Consider the following 25,737-nt stretch of genomic DNA (forward strand, 5'->3'; position numbering starts at 1 on the left):
AGTTAGGGAGCCTGTGAGGCTCCCTAACCTTTTTAAGAATGAAGGGTTTTTGTTAGCAGAGCCGCTCTTGCAGCTGCCAGTCTTGCGATCGGTACGCGGAATGGAGAACAAGATACGTAATCCAGTCCCGCCTTATGGAAGAACTCGATAGATTCTGGATCACCACCATGCTCACCGCACACCCCAATTTTCAGAGACGGTTTCATGCGACGACCCAACTCGACTCCCATTTTTACCAAGGAGCCCACGCCCACTTGGTCGATAGATTGGAATGGATCTTTTGCTAAGATACCGCTGGAAACGTAAGAACCCAAGAATCTGCCTGAGTCGTCACGAGAAAGACCCAACGTCGTTTGAGTCAAATCGTTGGTACCAAAGCTAAAGAAGTCTGCGTGTTCAGCAATAGCATCTGCTGTTAGAGCTGCACGAGGAAGCTCGATCATAGTGCCGATCGCATAGTCAAACTTCATGTTCTTTTCGTTTTGAACTTTTTTAACTTCAGTCTCTGCTTGGTGACGAAGCATATCTAGTTCTTTATCAGTCGCCACAAGTGGGATCATGATTTCTGGAGCAGAAAGTTTCAAACCTTCTTTCAAAATCATACATGCCGCTTCCGCGATGGCGCGAACTTGCATGATGTAGATTTCAGGATAAGTAATCGCCAAGCGGCAACCACGGTGACCCAACATCGGGTTGAATTCGTGCAAAGCTTTTACTTTGGAACGAAGTCGTTCATAGTCAGTTCCGATACGTTTTGCCAACTCTTTCGTTTCCTCATCAGAGTGTGGAACGAATTCATGAAGAGGTGGATCCAACAAACGGATTGTTACAGGCAAACCGTCCATAATCTTGAATAATTGATAGAAGTCATCTCGTTGCATTGGCAAGAGTTTAGACAACGCCTTTTCGCGATCCATTTTGTTATCAGCAATGATCATTTCGCGAACAGCGTCGATACGATCTGCACCAAAGAACATGTGCTCTGTACGGCAAAGCCCGATACCTTCAGCGCCGAAATTTTTAGCTGTTTGCGCATCCTTCGGAGTGTCTGCGTTCGTACGAACTTTCAACTTACGAGTGCGATCTGCGATTTTCATGATGCGCTCAAAGTATTGATCCAATTTTGGTTCAATCGTTTTAACTTCGCCCAAGAACACTTCACCCGTAGAACCATCCAAAGTGATCACATCGCCTTTTTTAAGAACGTAGCCTTTCACTTTCATCGTTTCAGTGCGGTAGTCGACTTCGACCTCACCACAACCAGCTACGCAGCATTTACCCATACCACGCGCGACAACCGCCGCATGAGACGTCATACCCCCGCGAGTTGTAAAGATACCTTGGGCTGCCACCATACCCGCGATGTCTTCCGGAGACGTTTCAACGCGAACTAGGATGACTTTCTTGCCTTGTTCTTTCCACTCTACAGCTTCTTCGGATGTGAAGACGATCTGACCATTCACGCCACCTGGTGACGCTGGCAGGCCTTTTGCCAATTGTGTTTTTTGAGCTTTCGGATCCAAGGTTGGATGCAGAAGCTGATCCAAAGACGACGGGTCCAAACGAAGCAGAGCTTCTTCTTCCGTGATCAACTTTTCATCGATCATATCGCAAGCAATTTTCAAAGCCGCAGCCGCCGTACGTTTTCCGTTACGAGTTTGCAGCATCCACAATGTCGAGCGCTCGATTGTGAACTCGATATCTTGCATATCGCGGTAGTGACCCTCTAGTTTTTTATAAATATCAACAAGCTGTTGGTAAGCTTTTGGAAGCGCTTCTTCCAAAGACTGAACACCGGTTGCTGCCGCAGCAATTTTAGTGATCGGCTGTGGAGTACGGATACCCGCAACAACGTCTTCACCTTGAGCATTGATCAAGAACTCACCATAGAATGCTTTATCACCTGTCGATGGGTTACGAGTGAATGCAACACCTGTTGCTGAATCATCACCCATGTTACCGAAGACCATTGATTGAATGTTCACTGCCGTACCCCAAGCAGCTGGAATGCTGTGAAGTTCACGGTAAGTAATCGCGCGAGGCGTGTTCCAAGAACGGAAGACCGCAGAAACAGAACCCCACAGTTGCTCCCAAGGATCTGCCGGGAACGATTGACCTGTCATTTGGTGAACAAGTTCTTTGAACTTTTTAACAAGGGCTTTCAAATCATCCACAGTCAATTCTGTATCAAGCTTGTAGTGCTTTTCCTCTTTCATATCTTCCAAAGTCACTTCAAGAAGTGAGGAGTTCATGCCCATCACAACGTCTGAGTACATCTGGATGAAACGACGATAAGAGTCCCAAGCAAAGCGAGGATTGTTAGAAGACTTAGCCAAGCCCTCAACTGTTTGATCATTCAAACCAAGATTTAAAATGGTATCCATCATACCCGGCATGGAAGCGCGAGCACCGGAGCGAACTGACACTAGCAATGGATTGTTCACGTCACCGAATTTTTTACCGATTTTAGCTTCGACTTTTTGCATGGCTTCAATAACTTTTGGACGAACCCACTCAGGAAGCTTTCCGCCTTCTTCATAAAAGTGCGTGCAGATTTCGGTAGAAATCGTAAATCCTGGAGGAACCGGAATTCCCAAGGAAGTCATTTCCGCAAGGTTGGCACCTTTACCGCCCAAGATGTTTTTCATCCCAGCATTGCCTTCGGAGTCCCCGGCTGCGAAGAAGTAAACGAACTTCTGCGGAATCGCTGCTTTGGTAGTGTTTGGCTTTTCAAGTGTGACGTTCTGGTTCATAGTTTTCCTTCCAGCTTTGTCTTCATTTTTCTTGTGAATACCTAGGATAAGATCAAGCTAAACCCCTAATATCAATGAAATATTTCGACACTTCGCCCCTCGCAATATAAGGGTCAACGCTCGATCCACGGGGTTCCGGAAACTTAAAGAAAAACCAGCACTTAGGTGACAAAATTTTGTACGTTCTTGCCTGTTTTACACGCGAAGCATTTACTTCACCGACGGTTCGCCTCGCTATGTTAAAACTCTGTTCATCTTATTTAACGAATTTAAGGAGATTTCCATGAAAGTATTCGCTGTTCTTTTGACTATGATGGTTTCCATTTCTGCCTTCGCAAACGAGTGCAATAAAGAAGACGCACAAATCGTGGGCACTATCGTTTCTATTCAGCAAACAGACGGCGATCTTTGCGTGGCTCAACTTTCTTTCCGCAAAGGTATGTACAATCCAAATTACACTTGCCCGCTTGATAGAGACGTTGTTCTTTCTCAAGGTGTTTTGCTTGAATGTGGTCCGGTTGTTGGCTCACAAGTAGACGGTATCTTGTATCGCACTAGCGAAACAGGTCCGATCCTACTTTACTAATCTGATTTAAAATTCGGAAAAAAAGGGAGCTTTAAGAAGCTCCCTTTTTTTATCTTTTTCTCAGCTGACTGTAGTTGCGCAGGTAAAGCTTACGATCCCGATACTCCATCACGATAAATTTTCCCGAATCAAACACCGAGCGGATGATTCCAGGATTTCCAGCTGATAGCACTTCGTACTCCGAGCAAAAGCCTTTAAAGCAATCGATTCGCTTTGCAACGAGGGGTTCGTTTCTGACATAGGAACGTCCATCAGTGTCTTCGATAACTATAAAGAGTCCGCGTTCATAAACGGCTCGCACGGTTCCTTGGGAGTATTGTTGATTTTTAAAGGGCCCGGTCAATACACGGTCACCCGGCCAGATATTGCGGGGACCTTTTTCCATTTTTCGCGAGATATAGCGTGCTTCGCGTTTATAAATTTGCTGATCATCATCGTCTCGAACAGTGATCACTCTGCCGTCTTTCGATACGTCAACCACCATCCCCATAAAGTACTGACCACTTTTGAAAGGTCCCGATAAAACGAAATCGCCAATTTTAATTCGGCCTGGTGCGGGAGTCGGTGCCGGTGGTTGCTGGGGCGGAACGGGATCACCTGGATCCGGTGGGAGTGGTTGCGGAAGCTCATCCCCCGGTGTTGGAAGATCTTGAATTTCCGCCAAGGAGAAAGTTGAAAAACCAAAGAACAGAGTAAGGACAAGCAATACCGTCTTCATAAACACGACTCCTTATTTTAGGTGCCGTGTTCGAAATTCATACGGCCCCTCTTAGCGAATCTCGCGGTAAGGACGCAAAGTCAAATTACCAGAGTAAGGGTCTTGGATCGTGAAGAAACCATTGTCATAGGCACGCAAAATCGTACCGAACATCACTTGTTGACCAACACATAAGCTGCGATGACATGTCACTTGTTTTACCAAGTCACCATTCTTGCGAATGTCTTTGCCGCCGTTTAGTGAATTGATCAAGTACACACCGTCTTCATAAACGTCCACCACACGTGTTTCAAAATAAGGTTGCCCACCCACTGGCTCTGTCAAAACCATTTCATCTTTGCAAATGCGCGTTTTTCTGTCGCAGTTTGTGGCGCGCAATACTTCTTTCAAAGTCGCGACATAGCGGCGTGTGGATAATTCCTCTTGCACTAACAAATAGCCATTTGAGTACACGCCTTCGATGTGAATCGGATTGTAATTACGACCGCGGTTGTATTGGTACATACCTTGACCACCCACGCAGTAGCCTTTGCTATTACAGTTCAACCAAACACCCACATACTTTGATTTCAAGGAAGTGAACTGACCATTAAAGTCGTTACGAATTGTGATGATTTTACCATCGCGGGAAATATTCGCGATCGTACCCACCACGAAAAGTCCATCCGTCACACCCAACGCGCGATCCCCGATTGTGAATTGGTCATCCGTATCGACACCCGGACCACCACTTGATGGCGGAGGAGGAACAGGTTGAGGTGTTGGGTTTTCCGGTTGTTGTTGTGGAGGTTCCGGCAAAGGCTGAACTGTACCTGCGCCGTCATCACCCGGAACCGGAAGATCCGTTTCGTCGGCCCCTGCGTAAGAAAGATTAAAAACCACCAAAACTGCGATGATCAGATTTTTCATAGTCGCTCCCCGTTCAAATACTGAGTGGGAGCTATCAAAGCGACTTCCCGCTGTCATCAATTACTAACAGCAAATGGACACATGAAGTTCAGAATGAAAAAGAGAGTCCTAAGACTCCCTTTTTTGACGCAGCATTCTGCAAAAAACCGGCAGGCACCTTTTAGAAGTTTTTAATTTTGCCGGCCACGTAAGCGTTTAACTGAGACATTGGGATGCGCTCTTGAACCATCGTGTCGCGGTGACGGACAGTCACAGCTTGGTCGTTGATGGTATCAAAGTCGATAGTTACGCAGAACGGAGTACCGATCTCGTCTTGGCGACGGTAGCGTTTACCGATGGAAGCTGCTTCGTCGTATGTCACGTCGAAATCTTCAGCCAGTTGGTCGCGCAATTTATCTGCGATCGAAGTAAGCTCTTCTTTTTTCGACAATGGCAAAATCGCCACTTTGAACGGAGCGATTTCAGGGTGAAGACCCATGACCACGCGCACGTCTTCTTTACCCGCTTCGTCCTTCGTCACTTCTTCACGATAAGCATCGCACATGAACGCTAGGAACAAGCGATCACAACCCACAGCTGTTTCGATAACGTACGGGATGAATTTTTCTTTGTTCGCTTCATCGAAGTACTCCAAGTTTTTACCGGAGAACTTCATGTGTTGAGTCAAGTCAAAGTCAGAACGGTTATGGATACCTTCAAGTTCCGAGAAACCCATCGGGAATTTGTATTCAACGTCAACCGCAGCACGCGCATAGTGCGCAAGCTTTTCGTGAACGTGAACTTTCAAGTTTTCCTTTTTGATACCGTACTTGGAGTAGAAAGCCAAACGACGCTCTTTCCACTCTTCAAAGAATTTTTCGTCAGTTCCAGGTTTAACGAAATATTGCATTTCCATTTGTTCGAATTCGCGAGTTCTGAAAATGAAGTTACCCGGAGTGATTTCGTTACGGAATGATTTACCAATCGCCGCAATACCAAATGGTACTTTGTAACGAGATGATTGTTGGCAGTTCAAGAAATTCACAAAGTGACCTTGAGCTGTTTCAGGACGCAAGTACACAACACTTGCAGAGTCCTCCAATGGACCCATGTGAGTTTTGAACATCAAATTGAAGTTACGTTCTTCAGACAAGTTTTTGCTGCCACAATTCGGGCACTTTTTATCTTTAAGGTAAGATTCGGTGTTGTCAGCGCGGAAACGCGTTTTACACTCCTTACAGTCAACCAATGGGTCTGAGAAACCATCCACGTGGCCCGACGCCTTCCAAACTTGGGGATGCATCAAGATCGCCGCATCAAGACCCACGATGTCTGGTCTGCGAGTCATTGCATTCCACCATGCACGTTTCACATTTAGCTTCATCAATGAGCCCAGCGGACCATAGTCCCAGCAGCTTCCCAAACCACCGTAAATTTCAGATGATTGAAAAACAAATCCACGACGTTTGCTAAGGCTGACAAGAGTGGCTAAATCGGTAAGGGGTCTGATTTCGGGAGTGCTCATGATGGCTCGACTTTCTCCTCCGATGGCTTCGGAGTGGTTAGGCAATGAACGTACACTTGGGTCTAGATACAGTCAACAAAACAGGGTCTTTCTTGATCTCGGGTCGGGTCCTAAGACATGCTAGTTTTATGCAGCGCACTCATTTGGTTTTCATCCTTTTTACAACCATTTTCTTTATGGGCTCCCTGTCTGTTGCGGAGTCAGTTCCCAAGTTCGTTAAAAATGAAGAAAAGATTCGTGAAGAGATGGTAACCATCTCTCGCGAACTTGGTGTGACCTGCACCGAATGCCATAACGTTCAAAACTTCACAGATGATTCTAAGAAAAGTTTCAAAGTCGGCAAAGAGCACATGAAGCTGACTCAAATGCTTAAAGAAAATGGCTTTGACGGAAAAAAAGGACCTGCAGCAACCTGCTACATGTGCCACCGCGGAAAACTAATGCCAGACTTCAAAGAGCCAGCGTCAGCAAAAGCCCACTGAGTGACTTCCCCGGCTTCCCTTTCATGAACTTGGTTGTAGGCCAAGTTTGTCACATCGACGCCTCGCTTTGAGAAAGCGCCCTTCAGAGAAAAACCACAGGTTTTCAGCGAGCACAAACTTTGCTTTGAAACTGGATAACTCGGAGGGCCTTCGATGCGCATGCTTTTGTGCTGTCTCATGTTGGGACTGACATTTCTAAAATATGGTTCGCAGGTCGCAAACGAATTTGCTTCGACAAGCCCGCGAGCTTTATGGAGTGGTCGCGAAGGCGTCTATACTTTAAAAGGCGGAGCTGACGATTGCCCAACACAAATGACGTGGTTTGAGCAGTGCGATGGATTTGTTTTAAATCCTCAGGGCTCGGCACTGGATATGGAGACAATTCGGTTTTGCCATATCAATAAAGGAGCAAGGACCGTTCAACGCCACGACGGCAAAATAACTGCCAAAGTCGACACCAAAGATCACTATGTGCTTAAGGTTGAAAAATCGGTTTTTGCGAATTACAGCCTTCCAATGGGTGAAGACATCGTGATTATGGATAAAGACCGTTCCGGCTTTAACTTAGAACGTAGCAAAGCTGGAATGGGATTGACCTGCGTCTATAGCAAACTTTAATTTCAATTATTGCTTCTTCAAAATGGCGTTGTAAGCTGTTTCAAAGAACTCGATAGACTCTTTCTCGCAACGACGGATCGCCGTTTGATAAGCCTCCGTCACTGTCTTAATTGATGCCCCCGCTGGCACCCCTAAAACTTCGTATGCATCCCAAGTGTGGGAATTATAGCTGAATATGACGTTTAAATTTTTGGGTCTAGTCCCTTGCAGATCCGGGTGCACCACAGGGCGAGTCGCAGCCACGGGACCGACCTCTTGGGCAGAGGCCACTGGCGGTTCCGGATTGATAAGCGGCGGCGCTGTATCCTTGGCTTTCATGTCGAGGCGCGTAGGAGGTTTGGCTCCTCCCCTCGATATTAGGTACCAGAGGACAAAGGCCCCTGCTCCCACAAGGTTCAACGTCAAAAAATCTTGGCTATTCATGTAAAGTCTATTATTCGTTGTCAGTTCAAAATTAGCAAGGAGTCCCTGACAATGGCTGCACCAAATCCCTTCGAAAAACAAACTTCCATTCCCGGAGTGAAACATATTATCGCCGTTAGCTCAGGCAAGGGTGGAGTTGGCAAGTCTACGGTCGCGACGAACCTTGCGATGGCCCTAGGGCGCAAATCAAAAGTTGGTTTACTTGATGCCGATATTTATGGCCCGAGCATTCCTCGCATGTTGGGTTCACTTGCTCAAAAACCAAATATCAACCCCGATACGAATCAACTTGAGCCAATCAACCGCTACGGCATCAAACTCATGTCGATCGGTTTTTTGATCGAAGAAGGTTCTGCCGTTGTATGGCGTGGACCGATGTTGTTTAAAGCCATGGACCAATTCCTACGTGACGTAAACTGGGGTGAGCTCGATTATCTTGTCGTGGATTTGCCTCCAGGTACGGGCGATATCCAGCTGACTTTGGCGCAAAAAGTTCCGGTAGCAGGTGCAGTCCTTGTATCCACTCCACAGAACGTTGCGTTGATTGATGTCAAAAAAGCTGTCGATATGTTTCAACGCGTAAATGTTCCTCTTCTAGGAATGGTTGAAAATATGGCTTACATGGTCAACCCTGTTAACGGTGAAAAAATGCAGCTCTTCCCTAAGGGAGAGATCGACACTTACGCAGCACAAAAAGGTATTGCAAAGCTTGGGGAAATTCCATTCAACCCATCTGTCGGTTTAGCGTGTGAAGCGGGAATTCCAATCGTTGAAGCCAACAGCAATGGCGCTGAGGCACAGGCTTTCATGGCGATCGCTGACAAACTGCGCGAAATTTTGCCGTAAAGAAATGTAACCAGTTTCCCTCTCCGTTAAGCTTTTACAACTTGCAAACGCCAACGTTTGTTTGTTGAATAGCGGAAACCACTTAGAGGGGGATCTCATGAATAAATTCTTCGCTGCTACTTTGATCGCTTTGGGTTTCTGCTTTACTGCACAAGCCAACGAAATCGTTATGCCTGAACTTCCAGTTGTACAAGCTTCTGAAGTTTACGCGACAGCCGCTGACCAAGCTGCTGAAGCTACATTGTTCAAAACTCAAGGTAAGTACTGCTGCTACGAAAGCCATGGCGGTGGTTTCTGTGAGTTGTCTGCATATTACAATGTTGGCACTCCTTGCAAATGCTATAACGGTGGTAACAACTCTATCAGCGGTCACGTTTGCAAATAGTTTTGCGCTAGTTTCCGAATAGTTTGTAATAAACTGCCTCGGCCATAAGTCAGTCGCTCGCATGTTCCGCAACACAGTATCTTGCGGAAACAAAAGCTTGAGCGAAAATAGACTTGTGGCCGTTTCATTTTCAAGAGGCAATTTATGAACACCCTTGCTCTTCTGCTCATCACTCCTTTGTTCCCCGTTGCAAATCAAGCTTCTGTGTCTTCACCTGTGTATGTTCGAGATGATCATGATCGCGTTGGCGTTTGTTGTTCTGGAAATACTCAGTGCGCATGGCCTGCGAACTTTCCGAACGGCAGTTATTGCTATTGCAGCTACAATGGCCAAATTTCACCAGGAACCGTTTGCGGAAGATGATTTCTGCAACCATTGATTAAGGAGGATTATATGAGAAAGGCACTTACCACAGTCGCACTGGCTCTTGCTTTCTCTTTTGCTGCGAATGCGGCTCCGCAATCACAGCTCCCTGAAGGACGTCCACTTTTCCCGATCCAAACACAAGCATCAGGCTTAATGAGTACGACTGAAGAACAAGAAGAATTAGACATGGCCAGACAGGACGAGGCCGACACCAAATACTATTACGGCAATAAATGTTGTACGAATTATGGTTGGTGTTATCTCAACCAATGGGCACCAATTGGTTGGAACTGTTACTGCTACAGCTGGGGCTGGTACTACTACGGCAGAGTTTGCTATTAGTACAGCCTGATTCTCGCCCTGAATAAAGACGCCGGTTTTTTAGCACCGGTGTCTTTATTATTCCGTCACCCGAGCTTTCATCTTGATACTGAAAGTCTCTTTAAAACCAGCACGCTCAAGGAAATAGTGAATGTCGGCATATCCTCTTTTCCGACCTACTGAACTCCCGGGATTTGCAAAGAAGGAGCATTTAATCGAAGTCGACTGCCCTGGTGCTAATTCCAAATCCTCCATCGCATATCCAAATCCATCACCGACAAAAGCAGCACCTTTGTACTTTAAGGGGTATGCTGTTTTGTTCATAAAATTGATGAACTTCACTTTCGTTTCTTTATGTCTGACCTTCCCGAAATCAATTTCCTGGTGATTGCTGAGCACTTCTATTTGCCCCTCGTGGTTCTCGGTAATTTCGTATCTCGCAACCTCAACACCATCAAAGACGACAGCAGCGGGAGCAGAAAGATTCACGAACAAACTAACAAAAACTATCGTGAGCCAACACTTCATCATCCAATCCTCTTTTTGTTTATGTCAGATTTTCTTGTTATGAACTTAAGATCAAGTGAAGATTCCGACGTGTGCTTTCCGTCAGATGATTGCAAAATTCCAACGATCACAAATGAAAAAAGGCACCGAAATATTCTCGCGACGTACCCTCAATAACAAATATAGCGGCGTGTTTTCACTCTAGTATTCTCGGCGTGAGACGTTTCTCGAACTGTTTTGAGAAAATGATGTCCACCACTTTGTAGGAAAAGAAAATCGAGTTATTCTGTGAAAGTTGAACCGAGGGCCTGTTAGACTCGACTTGTTCGGGTGAATGCTACGGGGCCAGCTACAGGAGGACAGTGATGAAACATCGTATCCACGACCATCATGACGAAGCACCGAAGTGACGAGCGTCCAATAGTTTATTAAAACGAGGTTCAGTGTTCAGGCCTCGCTAAAAAATGATGAGCAGGAACGATTGGATTCTAAAGATAACTCAAAGGAGGTTCCTAGGGTTATACTCGTTAGGATTTAGATCCTTCCTTTGCCTCAAGGCAAACTATGGGAAACCATAGGGCGCAAAGCTACAGGGGCTTCACTGCCAGCCAGCTGCCAAAGGTCACAGAGTACCTAAGGGAACTTAGAGGTGTGCAAAATGGAAGGTCTTTTTATTACAAAGGATTGGTTTCATTCCCCTCGCCTAGGAGCTATCAATGATGATTATTCCTAGGCACTTTTTTTTCCTTTTTCTCTTCTGATTAAATCACACAATTCGTAGGTTTCGGTACACCCAGATTGCTGGGTAGACGTGCTTGCATAACGCCGACACAGCGTCGTGCTTCGCCGTGGCGCCTTTGGCGGGTGCGCGCCTCCATGCGCCCACGGAGGTCGGCTTTTGTGCAAGCACGTCTACCCATCAATCTGGGCGTGCGAGTTCTTCGTCTTTGGACTTATTAGAAGGGAAAAAGGAAAATAAAGTCCTTGTTGGCTTCGTTCGGGGATATCGTCTTCGGTCGCTGAGGCTTCGCCCATTCCTTCTTCATGGAGTATTTAGGATTTTGCTAGCCCCAGGGATTTGGTTTTTGGGAGGACGTTTATGTCTTTTACTTTGGTTTCGGGAAGTTTGGTTTTTATTTTCTCTGTTAAGTAGTGGCGGTGGCAATCGGTGGCTTCGTTTTCGTAGCATAGGAGGGCTGATCGTCCTCTTTTGCTTGAGAGTTCTATGACTTCTTCTACTTGTTTGGGGTGCTTCGGTAGGATTTTTGTTTTGTAGTCGTTGAACATTTTTTTGCGGGTGATGAGATGTTCTTTCGCGGCTTTTCTCCAGGCGGATGGCACGCCTAATTCTTTACCTAAATAACTGTATTCAATCCCAACTTTTTGAAGTTCAGCGGCTAGCTTATTTTTTGAGAAGCCTTTTTTACGACTCACAGGATTCCGACGAATATCAATGATCCGCTTGATCTTGTTCTTAACAAGCCCCGCAACAAACTCATCAATATCACACCCCTCATAACCCACAGTATAGATCGTCATAACACCACCCTGACCAATCATAACCCAACCAAGGAGGAAGCAAAGCGACCGCCGCCAAAAAGCAAAAAACCCACTCTTTCGAGTGGGCTTTTTGTTTTTAGCTTAGTTATTCTCAGCTACTGGGATGTGGATTCTTGTTCCAACCATTAACGAGGCTGGGTTGCGCAGCTTGTTTTTTTGTTTTAGCTGGCTTACCGACACATTGTATTTTGCAGCGATGTCAGTCAGGTTGTCGCCCTTGCGGACTACGTGTACCTTGCTTTTGGCTACCTCCCGGGCGGAACTGCTGTCCCCACCTGGAATTTTAAGCTTCATGCCCAACTTCAATTTGCTTTTGCGTTTGATGTTATTTGCTTTTTGAAGCTCAGCAACTGATGTTGAATATCTTTGTGCGATGGAAAACAAAGAGTCACCTGATTGCACCACGTAATAGCGCCCACCAGAAAGCTCTGCTGTTGCCGTCTCAGACACTTTTTCTGGCGATGGCTTTGCATTTGTTTTTGCAGCGACAGTGCTATTGTTTTTGCGATCAGAACGGTCACGAAGAGGAGTGCGATCTGGTACATAGATCGTGCGGCCTACTTTTAGACGTGATTTCCTTGGCAAGTCATTAAGATCGCGAAGGTAAGCAACAGAAGTTCTGTACTTACGAGCGATCGTTTTCAAGTTATCGCCTTTGCGGATTTTGTATGTTTGAGTATCACCGCTATCCGCGATGAAACGAACATCAGTCACTGCCGCTTCGTTAGCAGCAACTGTCGCTAATTCCGTTGTTCCCGGTGGAATACGAAGTACCAACTCAGAACCTTTTAAGATTGCCACTTCACCTTTGAACTTAGGATTCAACGCTTTGAAATCCTCGTAGTTCAAATTTAGCTTCTCAGCCATTTGGCGCATGTTCACCGGTTGTTTCACAGTGATGTGATCGAACTCGATCGGCGGAAGATAATCGATATCTTCAAAACCGTATTTAGCTGGCTCTTTAGCAATCAACTTAGCAGCAATAAATTTCGGTACGTAGTTGATCGTTTCTTTAGGCAAGCGTTTTTTGCGAGCAAGCTCCCAGAAATCACGCGTGTAGTGATTCATCACTTCGCGTTTTACACGGTTTTCACCCACGTTGTAGGAAGCCATTGCCAAATACCAAGAACCGAATACGGAATAAAGACCTTTGAAGTATTCAGCTGCTGCTTGAGTCGCGAATACAGGGTCACGACGTTCATCGACGAATGGGTTGATTTCCAAACCATAACGTTTCCCCGTCCCACGAATGAACTGCCAGTAACCGACAGCTGCTGCGTGGGAAGTAGCTTGAGAACTGAAACCAGACTCAATCAATGCGATATAAAAAATGTCTTCAGGCAAACCGTTGTCGCGCAAAACTTTCTTCATCAACTTTTCATAGCGAGAAGAGCGCGCCAAATATCTTTCCATGTGCTCGCGACCGCGGCCCTGGAAATACGTGATCCACTTTTCTACAAGTGGGTTGATTTCTGTAGGGATAACATCCAACTCTTGGTCTACGACCTTGGGACCCTCAGGATCAGACAAACGGAACGAGCCGATATCTTTGATTTCAGAAGCAGGCTCGTTGCCCGCGTTCCCTGTTGCCTTTTCGCCATTTGCATTCAATTCCTTATGAACGCAACCCGAAAGCAGGCCCAGGACTATACTTAATGTAACTAGTCTCCTCATGAGTCCTCCGAACAGGTTTCAGGCTACAAAAATCGAAGGACTTTTACAATAAAACAACGTACTTATTTTGCCTTTTTAGTAAGCAAGTCTTGCCATATGATAGGCTGGACGGAGTAGGACTCCTTACCAATCATCTGATAAAGCAGAGTATTTCTTAGGATAGCTTTCACATAGAAACTAGTCTCGTTCCAAGGCAATTCATCAACCCACACTTCTCCCTCAGGAGCCGCTACAGGACTTGTCATCGCTGAAGATATTTCGGGACGGGCCTCAATCCATTTTTTCAAACGATAGGGTCCTGCGTTATATGCTGCGAGCGCAAAAGGCACGCTCTGCGCGAACTGGCCTAACATCTGGGAAACATAGTAAGAACCCATAGGGATGTTTACTTCAGGTCGGAACATATCTTCGGGCACTTCGACTTTCATACCCAAGCGCTTCGCGGTATCTGCCGCGGTTGGCGGAATCATTTGCATCAAACCAAGGGCATTTGATGTGGAAACAGCTTTCATATTAAATCCACTCTCTTGTCGAGTCAGACTTCTGAGCAAGATCACATCAATACCATAACGATCGGCTTCTTTTTTATACAGAGTCGTGAATACTTCAGGGTATCCAATCTTAAGAAATTTTTCCTGACGAAGACGCGGATCATTTTCTAAAGCGTCATTCACCAAACGAATCGCATTAAAGTACTGACCGCGTTGCGAAAGTTTTTCTGCCAATGCCACTTTCAATGTGGGGTCTTTGATTGCTGGCAAATCGTTCAACTCTGTTTGCGCTTCACTCACCCATCCGGCTTGTGACAACGACAGGAAACGATCCCAAGATTTTTTCTGAGTACCCACTAAGAAAATCGAATCAGCGAGTGCCGGATTCTTATCCGTCACTTCGGGCCAAGTCAGCTTTCCATTCTGAGTTTCTGCGCGCAAACGCAATCCGTAATAGGAGAACGGATATTTATCCATCAAGGCTTGAGCAGCTTTATCAGCGCGTTCCTTGCTAAACGATTGCAACGAGCGCACTAGCCAATACTGCGCATTCAAATCATATCGATCTTTACCTTGTTGCACCAGGCGCTCAAGTAAAGCCGCCGCTGTTGTGAATTCCTTTTTGCGATAGTAAATCAAACTTGAGCGGAATAAAGCTTCAGAGGACTCATCTGAACCATTCGCCATCACGATCAGCTTGTTATACAAATCCAAAGCCTTATCATACTGACCTAAGAAATGTGCTGAACGTGAAGCCACCCATAAAGCACTGACCATCGCCGGTGACTGAGAACTTTTGTCGTAAGATTTTTGCGCCAGCACCAAACTTGAAGGCCAATCACCTTTACGGTGAAGATTTTGCGCCCACTCGAGCAAGCGAGATGCATCAGCTTCGCCCATCTCGACCAAAGCTTTTTCTGCAACCATTTTATCACTGATAGAATTGTAAATTTCTAGTGGCTTGTCTTTCAGGCGACGAGCAGCACGTCCACCAGGATATTGATTTAATAAACTAATAGTGTCTTTAAGAGCGGGAATCAGATCATTAGTTTTCAAGGATTGGCGAATACGTTCTTCAAGCTTGCCGTCTTCGCCGATGGCTTCAACTTGCACCGTGGCTGCAGGTTTTACGGTTTGGCTGCGCGCTTTTGCCAAAAAATCCAACTTATCTGTCAGATATCTAGAGTCTTTGTAGGACTGTGCTTCTTCGTAAAGAAACTGCGCTTGAACGTATTCATTTGCGTTCAACGCGAAATCGCCCAACATCTGATAACATTGAGACTTCTGTTCTCGGGATAGTTTCGCGCTGCGATCCAAAAGTCTTTCGATACGAGATTCTATTTTTCTGTTTTTCTTTTTAGCTTCCGAATCTAAATAGGAAAGCTCTTGAGTGACCCACATGTTCCATAGATCTTGAGACCAAGGGCCTTCCTCGAAAAGATTCCAGGATTTGGCGATTGCCGTCAGAACGCGGTCTTCTTGACCCGCACTGGTTTTCTTTTGCTGAGCTTTATCCAAGCAGTGAAGCCATACTTGCCCGACCCAACCTTTTAACTCTTTTTGAGCTGCAAAAACTTTCGGTGACAGAGTTAAACACTCATTCCAGTGTCCATTAATTTCGTGTCCTTTTAACTGAGCCAATGCCGGAAGTTTGGAAAGCTTTTTTGGATCCATATCATAAAGGTCCACATAACCCGAACCCTTTAGATCTTTGTTGACATCGATCTTACGAACCACAGCCGACGGTCCTGCCGGAGCCGCTGTTGCACTCGTTACCAAAAGCTTTAATAGCAAAGACATTCCAGACATTACTGACTCTCTTTCGGAAGACCCACAGTTTCGTATTGGCCCTTATATACGCTCTCAAAAATACTTTTTTTAAGATAAAGTACCGAGACTTCTCGTTGTTGGCGAAGCATGACTCTGATTTTCATAAATGGTTCTGTAAGTTGTGACTCCACCACATTTTCGCCAGCAGCATCACAGTAATAGAACCAGGCCCCTTCAATGGCTTTGTCTTTACAAAGATCCCAATGCGTCTTGAAAGCTCTAAACACCCATGGGAAGGGCCATTGTTCTTTAGAGCCCATTTGTACTGGTTCTGTCAAAAGCGCTGGACGATCCTTGGCAGTCGCCATAATCATATCCATCAGGTCTTTCATTTCATATGTCGAGTTCACGTAAATATACGGATGGCTCATATCGATGGGCTGCGCATAAACAGAACGCCAGTCGCTGCGCACACTTCCGATAGTTCCAACAAGTACGATGGAACCAAATAAGTATCCCTGCCAATCCCGGTGAGCGAAAATTCTTTGCGCATACAAAGCTAAGACAAAGTAAAAGCCCCACACCAAAGACAAAACACACCAGACCGTTTTATAGGGAATCCATGAATAAACGAAAAACTGAAATAATGAAAAAGCTGAAACCATGCGAAGGCGTGCATCTTTGGTGAAAAGTCCCACAATGGCCATTCCCAACCCAAACAGAACTAACGGTTCAGCCTCAGCTAAAACTTTAACCCAATACAAAAATTCTTTATTGTGACCTGTTTCGCCGACACCGGTTTTCATCCAAGGAAGGAATGCTTTCACGAAATCAAATAATCCCGGCATGTAGCGCAGGAAACCAGTGAACAGAAAGACAAACGAGATCAACAATAAAACGACAAGGTAAGTCAGACGACGTGACCATGCCGCCTTGATTTTTCGGAAATTAAAATATTCGCGAAGGACCTTCGGACCGGCAAAAACCAAACCGACCACCCATGATGCGAGCGTGATGGCAAAAGTCTCTTTCAGTGTGGCCATTCCGATGAAACCGGTTAGCAACAGGCCTAAAGACGTGACGTCCGATTTTTCATACCATCGAAGCATTCCTAACGCGAAAAGCAATTGAAAAAATACGAAGGGCATTTCGTGAATGCCAGAGCGGCCATAAAATAAAAATGCAGGGCTGAAAAACAAAAAGAAAAACATCGACCAGTTAATGATGCGGGACTGGATCAAGTTAAAAGTAAAGATCATGACGCTTAATACGGCAAAGACACCAGGCACCGCCCTTAAAACTTCAACACTGTGTCCCCAAAGAGCTGTAAAAGCGCGCAACAGATAGAAATACAAAGGCCCATGATAGTTTGTGGGATCGTACTTATAGAATCCCATTTGCTTCATCTGCAGGACAAACCAGCCATTGATGCCCTCGTCAAAGTGCAGTGGTTTATTGGCCAAAAGATAAAAACGAGTAAAGACAGTCAATAGAAGAATGACAAGCCAAATGATGTATTTCTGGATTTGAGTGACGCGCAAGAATTTCATTGTTATTAATCGTAAAGATGGAATCTTCAGAGTCAACTCCTCACTGCTCACTCTTAGTATATCTGAACAAAGATGCGGACGTAATCCCGTCATTTCTTCAGGATTTGCGCACGTTTTTTCAAAAGTTCCCAATGAAATACGAACTCATCGCATTAGTGGAGCACGGCGCCGACAAAACGTTTGCAGTGCTTAGTGCTCAGGCAGAAAAATCGGGTGCTAACGAAATTCTGGTGATTCACCGTAACGACAAGAAAAAGGGTCGCGCGCTGAGCCTTTATCAAGGCATGGAGCTTGCGCAGTCGCCCTATGTGATGATCTTGGATTCTGAATTGGCCTCGCCGTTCGGTGACGTATTTAAACTTTGGCAGCACTTGGTGGCCGAAGAAAAAGTTGATATCTGCTGGGGTGATCGCTACCGCAAAAAAGAAAATCCATTTTTAAAAGGTGAAACCTCACGCACGAAGACAGAAATTCTTTTCAACAACATCCTGCGGGAAAAGTATGACAATTCTTTGCAAGATCCGTTATGTGAAGTCATCGCTTTAAAGAAAAATGCTTGGGAAAAAATTCGTGACGAGCTTCCTCTGCAAAAATTGCGGGGCTGGTATCTGACGCCTGCATTACATCAAAGCGCTCGCCTTAAGACACTGAATATCATCGAAATTCCCGTTTACGATTCGGGCAGATCTTCACAGTCGTATCATGTGTGGAAAGAAAGAATTAATTTATTTCGAGACAGTATTTTTACGAACCGGCAGTAAATTCCTGCTCCATGGCTTTGATCGCCTCGCGCAGGTAATAATCCATCCAACGATAGCTTCCAAGAGGCGTCTTTTTTTTCGTCAGATAGCCCATGTGTCCACCACGTTTTTCAATGTGCAGTGAAATGTTATCGCGGAAATCTACTCCCTGATAATCTTCGATCTTTACAAATGGATCGTCTGCCGATGACAACATATAAGTTGGCACATCAATATTGTGCAGATAGTGAATTGCTGAACAGCTTTCGTAATACTCTGTCCGATCTTTAAAACCACCCGCAGGAGCCGTATATATTTTATCGAAATCATTTAAGGTCGCCCACCACGGGATTTGATATCGTTCCTGAATCAGACCTTCTCGATATTTCATTTCTACATTTTGGCGCAGGCGATATACGAAACGCACATCATAGATTCTGTTAAAACCTGTTCGTAGCATTCGAGCGCCACGATCTAAGTTAAGTGGTGCATTGACGGTGATGATTCCATCAGGCTTGTGCTCTCCGCGAAATCCTCCACCCAAACATAAAACGATACCGCCACTCATCGAATAGCCGACAGCGATTTGTTTTTTATTGGGGAATTTCTGACGAAGAGCCTTGATCACCTCAGACACATCTTCAGCGCGGCCTGAGTGATAGGGATTTCTTGCGACTTTTAAGCCTGGCCCCGCTCCCCGGTGATTCACTAATACGACAGTGTGGCCTAACTCGCGGCAAAGGATGCCTGTTCTTTGCATATAGTCCGCGTTCATATCACCAGATAAGCCGTGATAAAGACTGACAACAATGTCGGTATGACCTGGGTGATAAAAACAAAAAAGTCGATCTCCATCAGGAAGATCGACCTCAAAATTTAATCCAGGATTTTCTAACTCAGGTGATTTTAAAAAATGCCCCCAAAGGGTTTGACTGTGACCACTGTCGGCCCAGAAAGGAGCTTCAATTGAAATCAACTCTAGTCTTTGCAATAGTAAACTCCATTAATCATCACATAACCATCCGGGCGATTGCCGCGCGGATCATGATGAAGCCAGTGCAACAAACCACCTTGATTTGTCCAGAGGAACATTCCACCCATTGCAACACGATCACCAATTTCAACCGGTACGCGTGGGCACATGTCTGAATTGTACACAGCTTGCATTGTTTTTCCATTTGAAAGTCTCACAACCCACTTTTGGTGTTGATTGCCATTAGTGTCGTCAGGCAAAACCTGAACAACTTCCATATCTGCACCCTCGACGAAATTCACTCGTTGGTGTGATTCCATGGCGCGAACAATGGCGGCATCTGGCGCTGAGGCCGAACCCTGTTGGTAACCGTAAGCTTGTGCGTGAGTGTTAAGTGCGGACGTGGAAATTAGAACGAAAAGTAGACGAGTCGTAAACTTCATCATGTGATCCCCCTCTGAATCGCGGACAAAGTTATCATTTGTTAGATGAAAGACAACTCAATAAATACTTTATTTCTTTAGGGTTTTGTTAAGGCCATAGGGATGGCCTTAGTGACAAAGAGTGAAATTTTTACTTATACTCCACATTCTCAATCGTTACGTACTCCTCGCCAGAAGGTTTGACGAGTTTTACTTCATCTCCTAGTTTTTTTCCTAGAAGAGCACGAGCGACCGGGGACTTCCACGATATTTTGCCGACTTTAGGATCAAACTCGTCTTCACCGACGATTTGATAAATCACTTCATCCCCGCCCTCGTTGACCAAGGTCACCGTGGCGCTAAATAAAACCTTTTCCCCATTCATTAACTTTGGATCGACGACTTCAGCATCTTCGATTCTTTTCGTCAGAAAATGCACGCGCCTATCGATTTCACGCAAACGCTTTTTACCATATTGATAGTCGGCATTTTCGGAGCGGTCACCATTGCTCGCAGCCCACTGAACGATCTCGACAATCTTAGGACGTTCACCATGCATCAGAGATTGGTACTCTTCTCGCAATTTGGCCAGACCTTCGGGGGTGATATAATTTTTGTTATTATCCATGGGCAACATACTAGACCAATTTCCTGTCACAATCCAAGTCTTTTGGCCCATCAAATATTTCGAAAAATTTTCCGAAAAGTAGGCGAGGAGGAAACAGATGAAAAATCAATGGAATAGATTAGTGATCGCTGCGATCGCATCATCATCTGTTTTTGCGCTGACTTTTTATTGGTATCACTCTACCGGTAAAACGCAAAACTCACATAGCAATGAAAAACCACTAGCATACGTTGGAAAAGTAGTTGATGACATTCAACGTCGTCAAGCCACTCGCCTTCTTTGGCAGCTGGTCAATACGGGCGAGCCCCTATACGACGGTGAAGCGATCCGCACATCTGACCGTGGTGAGGTTCGAATTCAGTTTACTGATTCTGATCGCTATTTGGATTTGGAACCAGAATCGTTGATTGTGATCAAAAAGACCCAAGGGGAAATCGCTTTGGATTTGATGGAAGGTAGTCTTTTCGTGAATGCCAAGGCTGGCGCTCAAGAAGGTGATGCTCCAGGATTGGTTCTTAATTCTGCGAATGGTAAAGTCGATCTAAGTCAGGCCTCCGCGTCCCTCTCCAAAGGCAGCGGAAATTCGGTTGATGTCCAAGTCCTTGAAGGTAAAGCGTCTGTTAAATCTAAAGATGGTAAAAGCACGGAACTTTCAACTGGTAGTATGGGAGCCGTGGGCGCCTCTGGTGTCGAGTTTGATAAACAGAAAGTCAAAGTCTCTAAACCGAATCTGCAAAAGCCTGTGGCGATGAACGCCGACGATTTGCAACCCATTCCATTCGAATGGTCAGGATTTCCGACTGAATCCCAGGTTTCTTTATATATAGGCAAAAACCGCCGTGATATGAAACCTATCGCTACAGCGAATATGGGGGATTCATCTTTGATGGCGGAACTTCCGTTTGGTAAACACTACTGGAAGTTAGTGGCAAAATCTCCATTGGGTGAAACCATGGGCGAGAGTGCCGTTTACAGAATGGAAGTCATTGCTCGCTATGCGCCGACAGTGGTCTTCCCAACTGCTGATGTCGAGATCCCAGCTACGACAAGTCCTTTTGATATGACGTTTAAGTGGCAAAAAAGCTCAGACACTCGTCAAATGACTTTGCAAGTTTGGGATGATCCAAAATTATCTCACTCCATTGCAACAAAGTCGTTCACGACAGAGGACAGCTATACCTTGCCAGGCCTGAAAGATGGTACTTACTACTGGCGCATGACTTCTTATTTCAATGACTCGGAAAAACCAGTCCTTGGAAAAATGCAAAAATTTTCGGTGAAGTACACAGACATGCAAAAAATGGCTGCTCTCCCTGCGGCAACTCCGCCCCCTGCTCCTAAACCTGAGGTGAAACCGGTCGCGTTTACGATGGCTGAGACCCAGATGACTCAATATTTTGTGACATCTCCGAAAGCTGATTTTTCTTGGGGCACGGAGAACTTACAAAACGTGAGTTCTTACCGCGTGCGTTTACACGATGAAGCTCAAGATGCTTCCGAAGTCACTCCGGTTGAAGTTAAGGAAAATAAATTCTCTGCACCCGTCCCAAAACCAGGTCGTTATATCGCATCTATTGAAGCTATGGATAAAGACGGTCAAGTTGTGGGCACCGGCAGTTCTAAAGCTGTGACGGTGGCCCCAATGCCAATCTTGCAAGCGCCACTGTTTATTCCGACTGAAGGCCCCCTTCAAGCATCGATGGATGGTCGCTCTACATTAGAGTGGAATAACGTCGAAGGCGCGACTGACTATGAGCTTGTTATCAAAAAAGAAGGCAAAGAACTAAAACGCTCCAAATATAAAACAACAACGACAGCCATCCGGAATCTTTTGCCAGGTGAATACGATGTGACCATTTCAGCGCGGGATACTTATGGCCGTCCTGGCGAAACAGGTCCTGTGCGCAAGCTCATCGTGCCTGACAAGTCGAACTTAAAAGCGCCTACCTTGAAGAAGATTAAAGTGAACTGATGCTAAAAAATTTGGCCACCCTTCTTTTATCAATGCTTCTTATCTGCGGAGTTGCCGCGAAGGCCGAGCCCTATCGTCGCCTCGTCAACTTTGAATGGGAGCAAATTGAAGGAGCTAAGTCTTACGATATCGACCTGACCCAAGTTAAAAAAGAAGGCGAAACTGGCAAACCAAAAACTTTCAGCTTCAGAACCAAAGAGTCTATCTGGAATGGTCGCCTGACGCCGGGAAAATACATGATGAAACTTCGTGCGCGCGATTACCGGGGAGTTCCCGGTGATTGGTCTGAACCTAGCGAATTCAACGTGGGATTAGATAACGTCAACATGAAGTCCCCTGCTCCAAAATCAACGGTACCTTCCAACGAAGAAGAAAAAACCAACCTTGAGTTCCGTTGGGACCCTGTGGGTGGCGCGGACCAGTATGCGTTTGAATTAACATCCGATGATGGCAAAACCAAAATTTCTGAAATCGTCAAAGAACCAAAATTCAAAACTTCAGTGCCCGTGGCAAACTCCTATACTTGGAAAGTCACTGCGCAAAATTCCGAAGGCATCAGCAGCGATGCAACTTCCGTTTCTCAGTTCACAGTGACTGGAAAACCTTTGGCTCCTCCAGCCATTGTTAAACCTGAATCCATGTTTGTCCGTGAAATTAAATGGTCTCGTCCTGATTACATCAAAGAATATGAAGTGATCGTGGTGCGCGCCAATCCTGCGACTAAAAAGTGGGAAAAAGTTAGAACCTATGAAAACTATACGGCTGATTCATTGCCATTCGATTCCTCTTGGGAAGGTGGTAAGTATCAAATCCTTATTCGTGCGAAATCAGATTTAAGACCGGCCTCACAGCAAAGCAAAATCATGTTCGACGTGCGCGACGGGGATCGCTCGGCGGCGGCGGAATACACAGCGCTGGTTCGTCGTTCGATTGAAAAGACCAATGGTTGGTACGCGATTGCAAGCTATCTGGTCACAGACATGAAATACTCGGGAACAAATCCAGAAAAGAACTCGCAGGTTGCCTATGATGCCTTTGGCGGAACAGGTCGTGTGGGATTAGGATGGAATGGTCGCAAGTCCCCTTGGGGCTTTTTGACGATTGCAGACCTCAGTGGATTTACTATTAACGGTGAAATTAGAACGTTCGCCTCCCTTGAAGCGAATGCCGTCTATAAGCAACCGGTGGGTGATCGTGCAGAATTGCGCTATCAAATGGGCCTTTTTTATAAAGAGCTTCCAGAAACTATTGGTGATCCCTTCACCGGAGTTTCACAAAACGAAATGGTCAGTGCTATCGGTCCCCATGGTGGGGTCGAGTATTGGTATTCATTGACGCCTAAATGGGGTGTTCAATTGAATGCACATGTTTATGCCTCGGTAGCGAAGGTGTCGACGCCAAATGGTCAAGACATCTCCCCGAGCATTTCGACTCAATTTGGAATTTTAGGCAGTTACAGATTTAGTGATAAGTTCACAGGACTGATGGGTTATGCACGCCGCGAAGACCGAATGTCCTATAAGGCAGTGCCATCGACGACGAATTTCGCTCTTGATGGTGATGTGAATGAGTCTGTGATTGTCGGCAACTATATCAACTTCTTCGCGGAATGGAGTTTCTAATGAGAATCCCTATCTCAACCAAACTCATCACGGTCACGATTCTGATCCTGGTTGCGTCAACCGGGGCGATTACGTTGATCTCTTCGAACTACTTCGAAAAGAAGTCGTCTGAACAGGTCGATATCGCCAATCTGGAATCAGCTTCCGCTAAGGCCAAAGAGGTCGACAATATCATCGCATCTTTGATCGATAAAACGAGAACCAATGGATCGTTGCTTATGAAGGGTGAAGCAGCGTCCGCAGATCTTGATTTTAACTTTGTGAAAGACAAAAACTTCGTTGCGTTGGAAGTTTTGAAAATCAACGGTTCTTCCGTTGAAACAGTGGCTAAAAAAGTCAAAGAAGATGTCTTAAAGCCGTTCCTTTTAACTGAAGCGTATTTCGTGAACTTGCGTGCTTGGCAGCAATTCCCGGTGCGCAATTTGGCTGAAGGCGGTATTGAAATTAAAAACGCTTCTTATCCAAAAGCTCCAGCCATGATCACGATCGGGATTCCTTTAATCAAAGACGATCAAGGCAAAATCACCCACGTAGTGTTAGCGGATATCATGATGGCTCCCCTACAAAAGCCCTTCACAGATTTGTCCGAGCGCACGCAATACTTATTAGACGCGCAAGGTGAAGTCCTGGCCCATAAAGACGAGGAAAAGGCCATCGGCCGCTTGAACATGAAACAGTATCCGTTTGTAGCAAAAGCGATGGGCACGAAAACTCCTCAGTACCAAACGAAGTTCGTGGATCCACAAACTCGTTCCAACTTTTTTGGTGCGTCGGTAAAAACATCTTATGGACAAATGGTGATCTCGCAAACATCAGAGGCAGCCATCCTGGAAGTATCTAACGAAGTGAAACGTCGCTCGATCTTTGTGGCGGGTTCCGCCATCTCGCTTGCGATCTTTTTTATCTTCCTATTCTCTATGACGTTGACCTCCCCTATTGAAAAATTGGCGGGCCTGATTAACTTGGTTTCCAAAGGTAATTTCGATGTGAAAGCCCGTGATCAAGTGAAGTCCCATGACGAAGTCGGTGACTTAGCTGTGGCCTTCGATCACATGACGGAAGGTCTGAAAGAGCGTGACAAAGTAAAAAGTTTATTCTCGAAGTTCCACGGCTCGGCAGTCACTGAGGACTTGATCGGTAAAGACATCGGTGTCGGCGGTCAAAGTAAAGACGTAGTGGTCTTCTTCTCGGATATCCGTGGTTTCACGGCTTTCTCGGAAAAACGTTCACCCGAAGAAGTGGTTGAAATGCTGAATGAATACTTTGGAGTGATGGTAGGTATCATCAACGCCCATGGCGGCGTCGTGGATAAATTCATCGGTGATGCGATCATGGCCGTTTGGGGTGCACCAAAAACAGGCCCACGTGATGCTCACAATGCTGTTCGTGCATGTCTTGAAATGCGCAGAGCTTTGGATAAATTAAATGAAGCACGTATCGCGCGCCAACAACCTGCGATCAATATCGGTATGGGCCTGCACGCTGGAAAAGCGATTTCGGGCACCATCGGTTCTGACGAGCGTATGGAGTACACAGTCATCGGTAATACCGTGAATACAGCATCTCGTATCGAGGCTTCCACAAAAGCCTTTGGTGCCGACTTGCTAGTCACTGACACTGTTATCGAAAAAGTAGGCGACGCTTTCAAAATCGAGTTGGCCGGCGCCGCCGAAGTGAAAGGCCGTTCTGAAGCGATCAAAATGTACAAAGTCCGGGGCTATAAAGCTGGTGACAAATATGTCGACGTGACCACTCCCTACTCAGACTATGAAGCGGAAGCAGCTGATAAAGTAAAAATCAAAGCCTCATAACATCGATCCCAGTTCGATAGCGTCCCAGTAAAAAAACGGCGGGTCTTCTCGCCGTTTTTCATTTGCACATAAAAAAAGGCCGCATCCGTTGGGAATGCAGCCTTGG

24 protein-coding genes and 1 riboswitch are annotated in these 25,737 nt (G+C 45.7%); of the genes, 11 read left to right on the top strand and 13 right to left on the bottom strand.

Annotated features, from left to right (window positions below):
* Positions 1-32 precede the first annotated feature (32 nt).
* On the bottom strand, positions 33-2,753 hold the full coding sequence (gene ppdK, locus B9G69_RS03700; RefSeq protein WP_088616856.1) for a pyruvate, phosphate dikinase: 2,721 nt from the start codon (positions 2,751-2,753) through the stop codon (positions 33-35).
* 283 nt (positions 2,754-3,036) lie between these two features.
* On the opposite strand from ppdK, the gene B9G69_RS03705 reads away from it, so the two are divergent.
* Entirely contained in the window at positions 3,037-3,339 is a 303-nt protein-coding gene (locus B9G69_RS03705) for a hypothetical protein (protein WP_088616855.1), read from the top strand.
* Between the two features lie 49 nt (positions 3,340-3,388).
* Here B9G69_RS03705 and B9G69_RS03710 read toward each other — a convergent pair whose 3' ends face one another.
* The 3 genes from B9G69_RS03710 to B9G69_RS03720 form a co-directional block, all read right to left on the bottom strand.
* Positions 3,389-4,057, bottom strand: coding sequence for a hypothetical protein (locus tag B9G69_RS03710; protein WP_088616854.1), 669 nt, complete (start codon positions 4,055-4,057; stop codon positions 3,389-3,391).
* Positions 4,058-4,108: 51 nt separating this feature from the next.
* Positions 4,109-4,966 carry a hypothetical protein gene (locus B9G69_RS03715; protein WP_088616853.1) on the bottom strand — a complete coding sequence of 286 codons (858 nt, stop codon included), beginning with the start codon at positions 4,964-4,966 and terminating at the stop codon, positions 4,109-4,111.
* Positions 4,967-5,126: 160 nt separating this feature from the next.
* Positions 5,127-6,470 carry a glycine--tRNA ligase gene (locus tag B9G69_RS03720; protein WP_265437957.1) on the bottom strand — a complete coding sequence of 448 codons (1,344 nt, stop codon included), beginning with the start codon at positions 6,468-6,470 and terminating at the stop codon, positions 5,127-5,129.
* Between the two features lie 44 nt (positions 6,471-6,514).
* On the opposite strand from B9G69_RS03720, the gene B9G69_RS03725 reads away from it, so the two are divergent.
* Both B9G69_RS03725 and B9G69_RS03730 read left to right on the top strand, forming a co-directional pair.
* Positions 6,515-6,952: a photosynthetic reaction center cytochrome c subunit gene (locus B9G69_RS03725; protein WP_088616851.1), complete on the top strand. Its 438-nt coding sequence runs from the start codon at positions 6,515-6,517 to the stop codon at positions 6,950-6,952.
* Between the two features lie 153 nt (positions 6,953-7,105).
* Complete coding sequence (locus tag B9G69_RS03730; RefSeq protein WP_141096982.1) at positions 7,106-7,570, top strand: hypothetical protein; 465 nt, start codon at positions 7,106-7,108, stop codon at positions 7,568-7,570.
* Positions 7,571-7,576: 6 nt separating this feature from the next.
* Here B9G69_RS03730 and B9G69_RS03735 read toward each other — a convergent pair whose 3' ends face one another.
* A complete protein-coding gene (locus B9G69_RS03735; RefSeq protein ID WP_088616849.1) occupies positions 7,577-7,888 on the bottom strand; it encodes a hypothetical protein in 312 nt (103 codons plus the stop codon).
* A 156-nt stretch (positions 7,889-8,044) separates the two neighbouring features.
* On the opposite strand from B9G69_RS03735, the gene B9G69_RS03740 reads away from it, so the two are divergent.
* The 4 genes from B9G69_RS03740 to B9G69_RS03755 all read left to right on the top strand — a co-directional run bounded on the left by B9G69_RS03740 (position 8,045) and on the right by B9G69_RS03755 (position 9,932).
* A complete protein-coding gene (locus B9G69_RS03740; protein WP_265437958.1) occupies positions 8,045-8,839 on the top strand; it encodes an Mrp/NBP35 family ATP-binding protein in 795 nt (264 codons plus the stop codon).
* Positions 8,840-8,936: 97 nt separating this feature from the next.
* Positions 8,937-9,224 carry a hypothetical protein gene (locus B9G69_RS03745; RefSeq protein ID WP_088616847.1) on the top strand — a complete coding sequence of 96 codons (288 nt, stop codon included), beginning with the start codon at positions 8,937-8,939 and terminating at the stop codon, positions 9,222-9,224.
* Positions 9,225-9,368: 144 nt separating this feature from the next.
* Positions 9,369-9,587 (top strand): hypothetical protein, encoded by a 219-nt coding sequence (locus B9G69_RS03750; RefSeq protein WP_141096981.1) that lies wholly within the window; start codon positions 9,369-9,371, stop codon positions 9,585-9,587.
* A gap of 30 nt (positions 9,588-9,617) precedes the next feature.
* Positions 9,618-9,932 carry a hypothetical protein gene (locus B9G69_RS03755; RefSeq protein ID WP_088616846.1) on the top strand — a complete coding sequence of 105 codons (315 nt, stop codon included), beginning with the start codon at positions 9,618-9,620 and terminating at the stop codon, positions 9,930-9,932.
* A gap of 57 nt (positions 9,933-9,989) precedes the next feature.
* On the opposite strand, the gene B9G69_RS03760 is transcribed toward B9G69_RS03755, so the two are convergent.
* From B9G69_RS03760 to B9G69_RS03780, 5 genes are all read right to left on the bottom strand, one after another.
* Entirely contained in the window at positions 9,990-10,442 is a 453-nt protein-coding gene (locus B9G69_RS03760; RefSeq protein ID WP_088616845.1) for a hypothetical protein, read from the bottom strand.
* 522 nt (positions 10,443-10,964) lie between these two features.
* Positions 10,965-11,038: riboswitch (cyclic di-GMP riboswitch) on the top strand.
* Positions 11,039-11,471: 433 nt separating this feature from the next.
* Positions 11,472-11,957 carry a DUF488 family protein gene (locus B9G69_RS03765; protein ID WP_176401008.1) on the bottom strand — a complete coding sequence of 162 codons (486 nt, stop codon included), beginning with the start codon at positions 11,955-11,957 and terminating at the stop codon, positions 11,472-11,474.
* A gap of 102 nt (positions 11,958-12,059) precedes the next feature.
* Positions 12,060-13,652, bottom strand: a complete 1,593-nt coding sequence (locus B9G69_RS03770; RefSeq protein ID WP_088616843.1) for a LysM peptidoglycan-binding domain-containing protein — start codon at positions 13,650-13,652, stop codon at positions 12,060-12,062.
* 62 nt (positions 13,653-13,714) lie between these two features.
* Entirely contained in the window at positions 13,715-15,952 is a 2,238-nt protein-coding gene (locus B9G69_RS03775) for a transglycosylase SLT domain-containing protein (protein ID WP_254917016.1), read from the bottom strand.
* Positions 15,952-17,463 carry a flippase activity-associated protein Agl23 gene (locus B9G69_RS03780; protein ID WP_088616842.1) on the bottom strand — a complete coding sequence of 504 codons (1,512 nt, stop codon included), beginning with the start codon at positions 17,461-17,463 and terminating at the stop codon, positions 15,952-15,954. The genes B9G69_RS03775 and B9G69_RS03780 overlap by 1 nt, the downstream gene beginning before the upstream one ends.
* A gap of 131 nt (positions 17,464-17,594) precedes the next feature.
* On the opposite strand from B9G69_RS03780, the gene B9G69_RS03785 reads away from it, so the two are divergent.
* A complete protein-coding gene (locus B9G69_RS03785; protein ID WP_416220926.1) occupies positions 17,595-18,224 on the top strand; it encodes a glycosyltransferase in 630 nt (209 codons plus the stop codon).
* Here the strand turns inward: B9G69_RS03785 and B9G69_RS03790 are convergent.
* The 3 genes from B9G69_RS03790 to greB form a co-directional block, all read right to left on the bottom strand.
* Positions 18,208-19,194 carry a YheT family hydrolase gene (locus B9G69_RS03790; protein WP_088616840.1) on the bottom strand — a complete coding sequence of 329 codons (987 nt, stop codon included), beginning with the start codon at positions 19,192-19,194 and terminating at the stop codon, positions 18,208-18,210. The genes B9G69_RS03785 and B9G69_RS03790 overlap by 17 nt on opposite strands.
* Complete coding sequence (locus tag B9G69_RS03795) at positions 19,182-19,622, bottom strand: DUF3465 domain-containing protein (RefSeq protein ID WP_265437959.1); 441 nt, start codon at positions 19,620-19,622, stop codon at positions 19,182-19,184. The genes B9G69_RS03790 and B9G69_RS03795 overlap by 13 nt, the downstream gene beginning before the upstream one ends.
* A 127-nt stretch (positions 19,623-19,749) precedes the next feature.
* Positions 19,750-20,277 carry a transcription elongation factor GreB gene (gene greB / locus B9G69_RS03800; RefSeq protein ID WP_265437960.1) on the bottom strand — a complete coding sequence of 176 codons (528 nt, stop codon included), beginning with the start codon at positions 20,275-20,277 and terminating at the stop codon, positions 19,750-19,752.
* Positions 20,278-20,323: 46 nt separating this feature from the next.
* Between greB and B9G69_RS03805 the strand changes: the two genes are divergently transcribed.
* Genes B9G69_RS03805 through B9G69_RS03815 form a run of 3 tightly spaced genes read left to right on the top strand, consistent with a single transcriptional unit; the run spans position 20,324 to position 25,631 of the window.
* Positions 20,324-22,198 carry a FecR domain-containing protein gene (locus tag B9G69_RS03805; protein ID WP_088616838.1) on the top strand — a complete coding sequence of 625 codons (1,875 nt, stop codon included), beginning with the start codon at positions 20,324-20,326 and terminating at the stop codon, positions 22,196-22,198.
* Positions 22,198-23,820, top strand: a complete 1,623-nt coding sequence (locus B9G69_RS03810) for a hypothetical protein (RefSeq protein ID WP_254917015.1) — start codon at positions 22,198-22,200, stop codon at positions 23,818-23,820. Before B9G69_RS03805 ends, B9G69_RS03810 begins: the two co-directional genes overlap by 1 nt.
* Positions 23,820-25,631, top strand: a complete 1,812-nt coding sequence (locus B9G69_RS03815) for an adenylate/guanylate cyclase domain-containing protein (protein ID WP_088616837.1) — start codon at positions 23,820-23,822, stop codon at positions 25,629-25,631. Before B9G69_RS03810 ends, B9G69_RS03815 begins: the two co-directional genes overlap by 1 nt.
* The last annotated feature ends 106 nt before the right edge of the window (positions 25,632-25,737 follow it).

Origin of the sequence: Bdellovibrio sp. SKB1291214 (assembly GCF_002209355.2) — a bacterium.
Classification (GTDB): Bacteria; Bdellovibrionota; Bdellovibrionia; order Bdellovibrionales; family Bdellovibrionaceae; genus Bdellovibrio.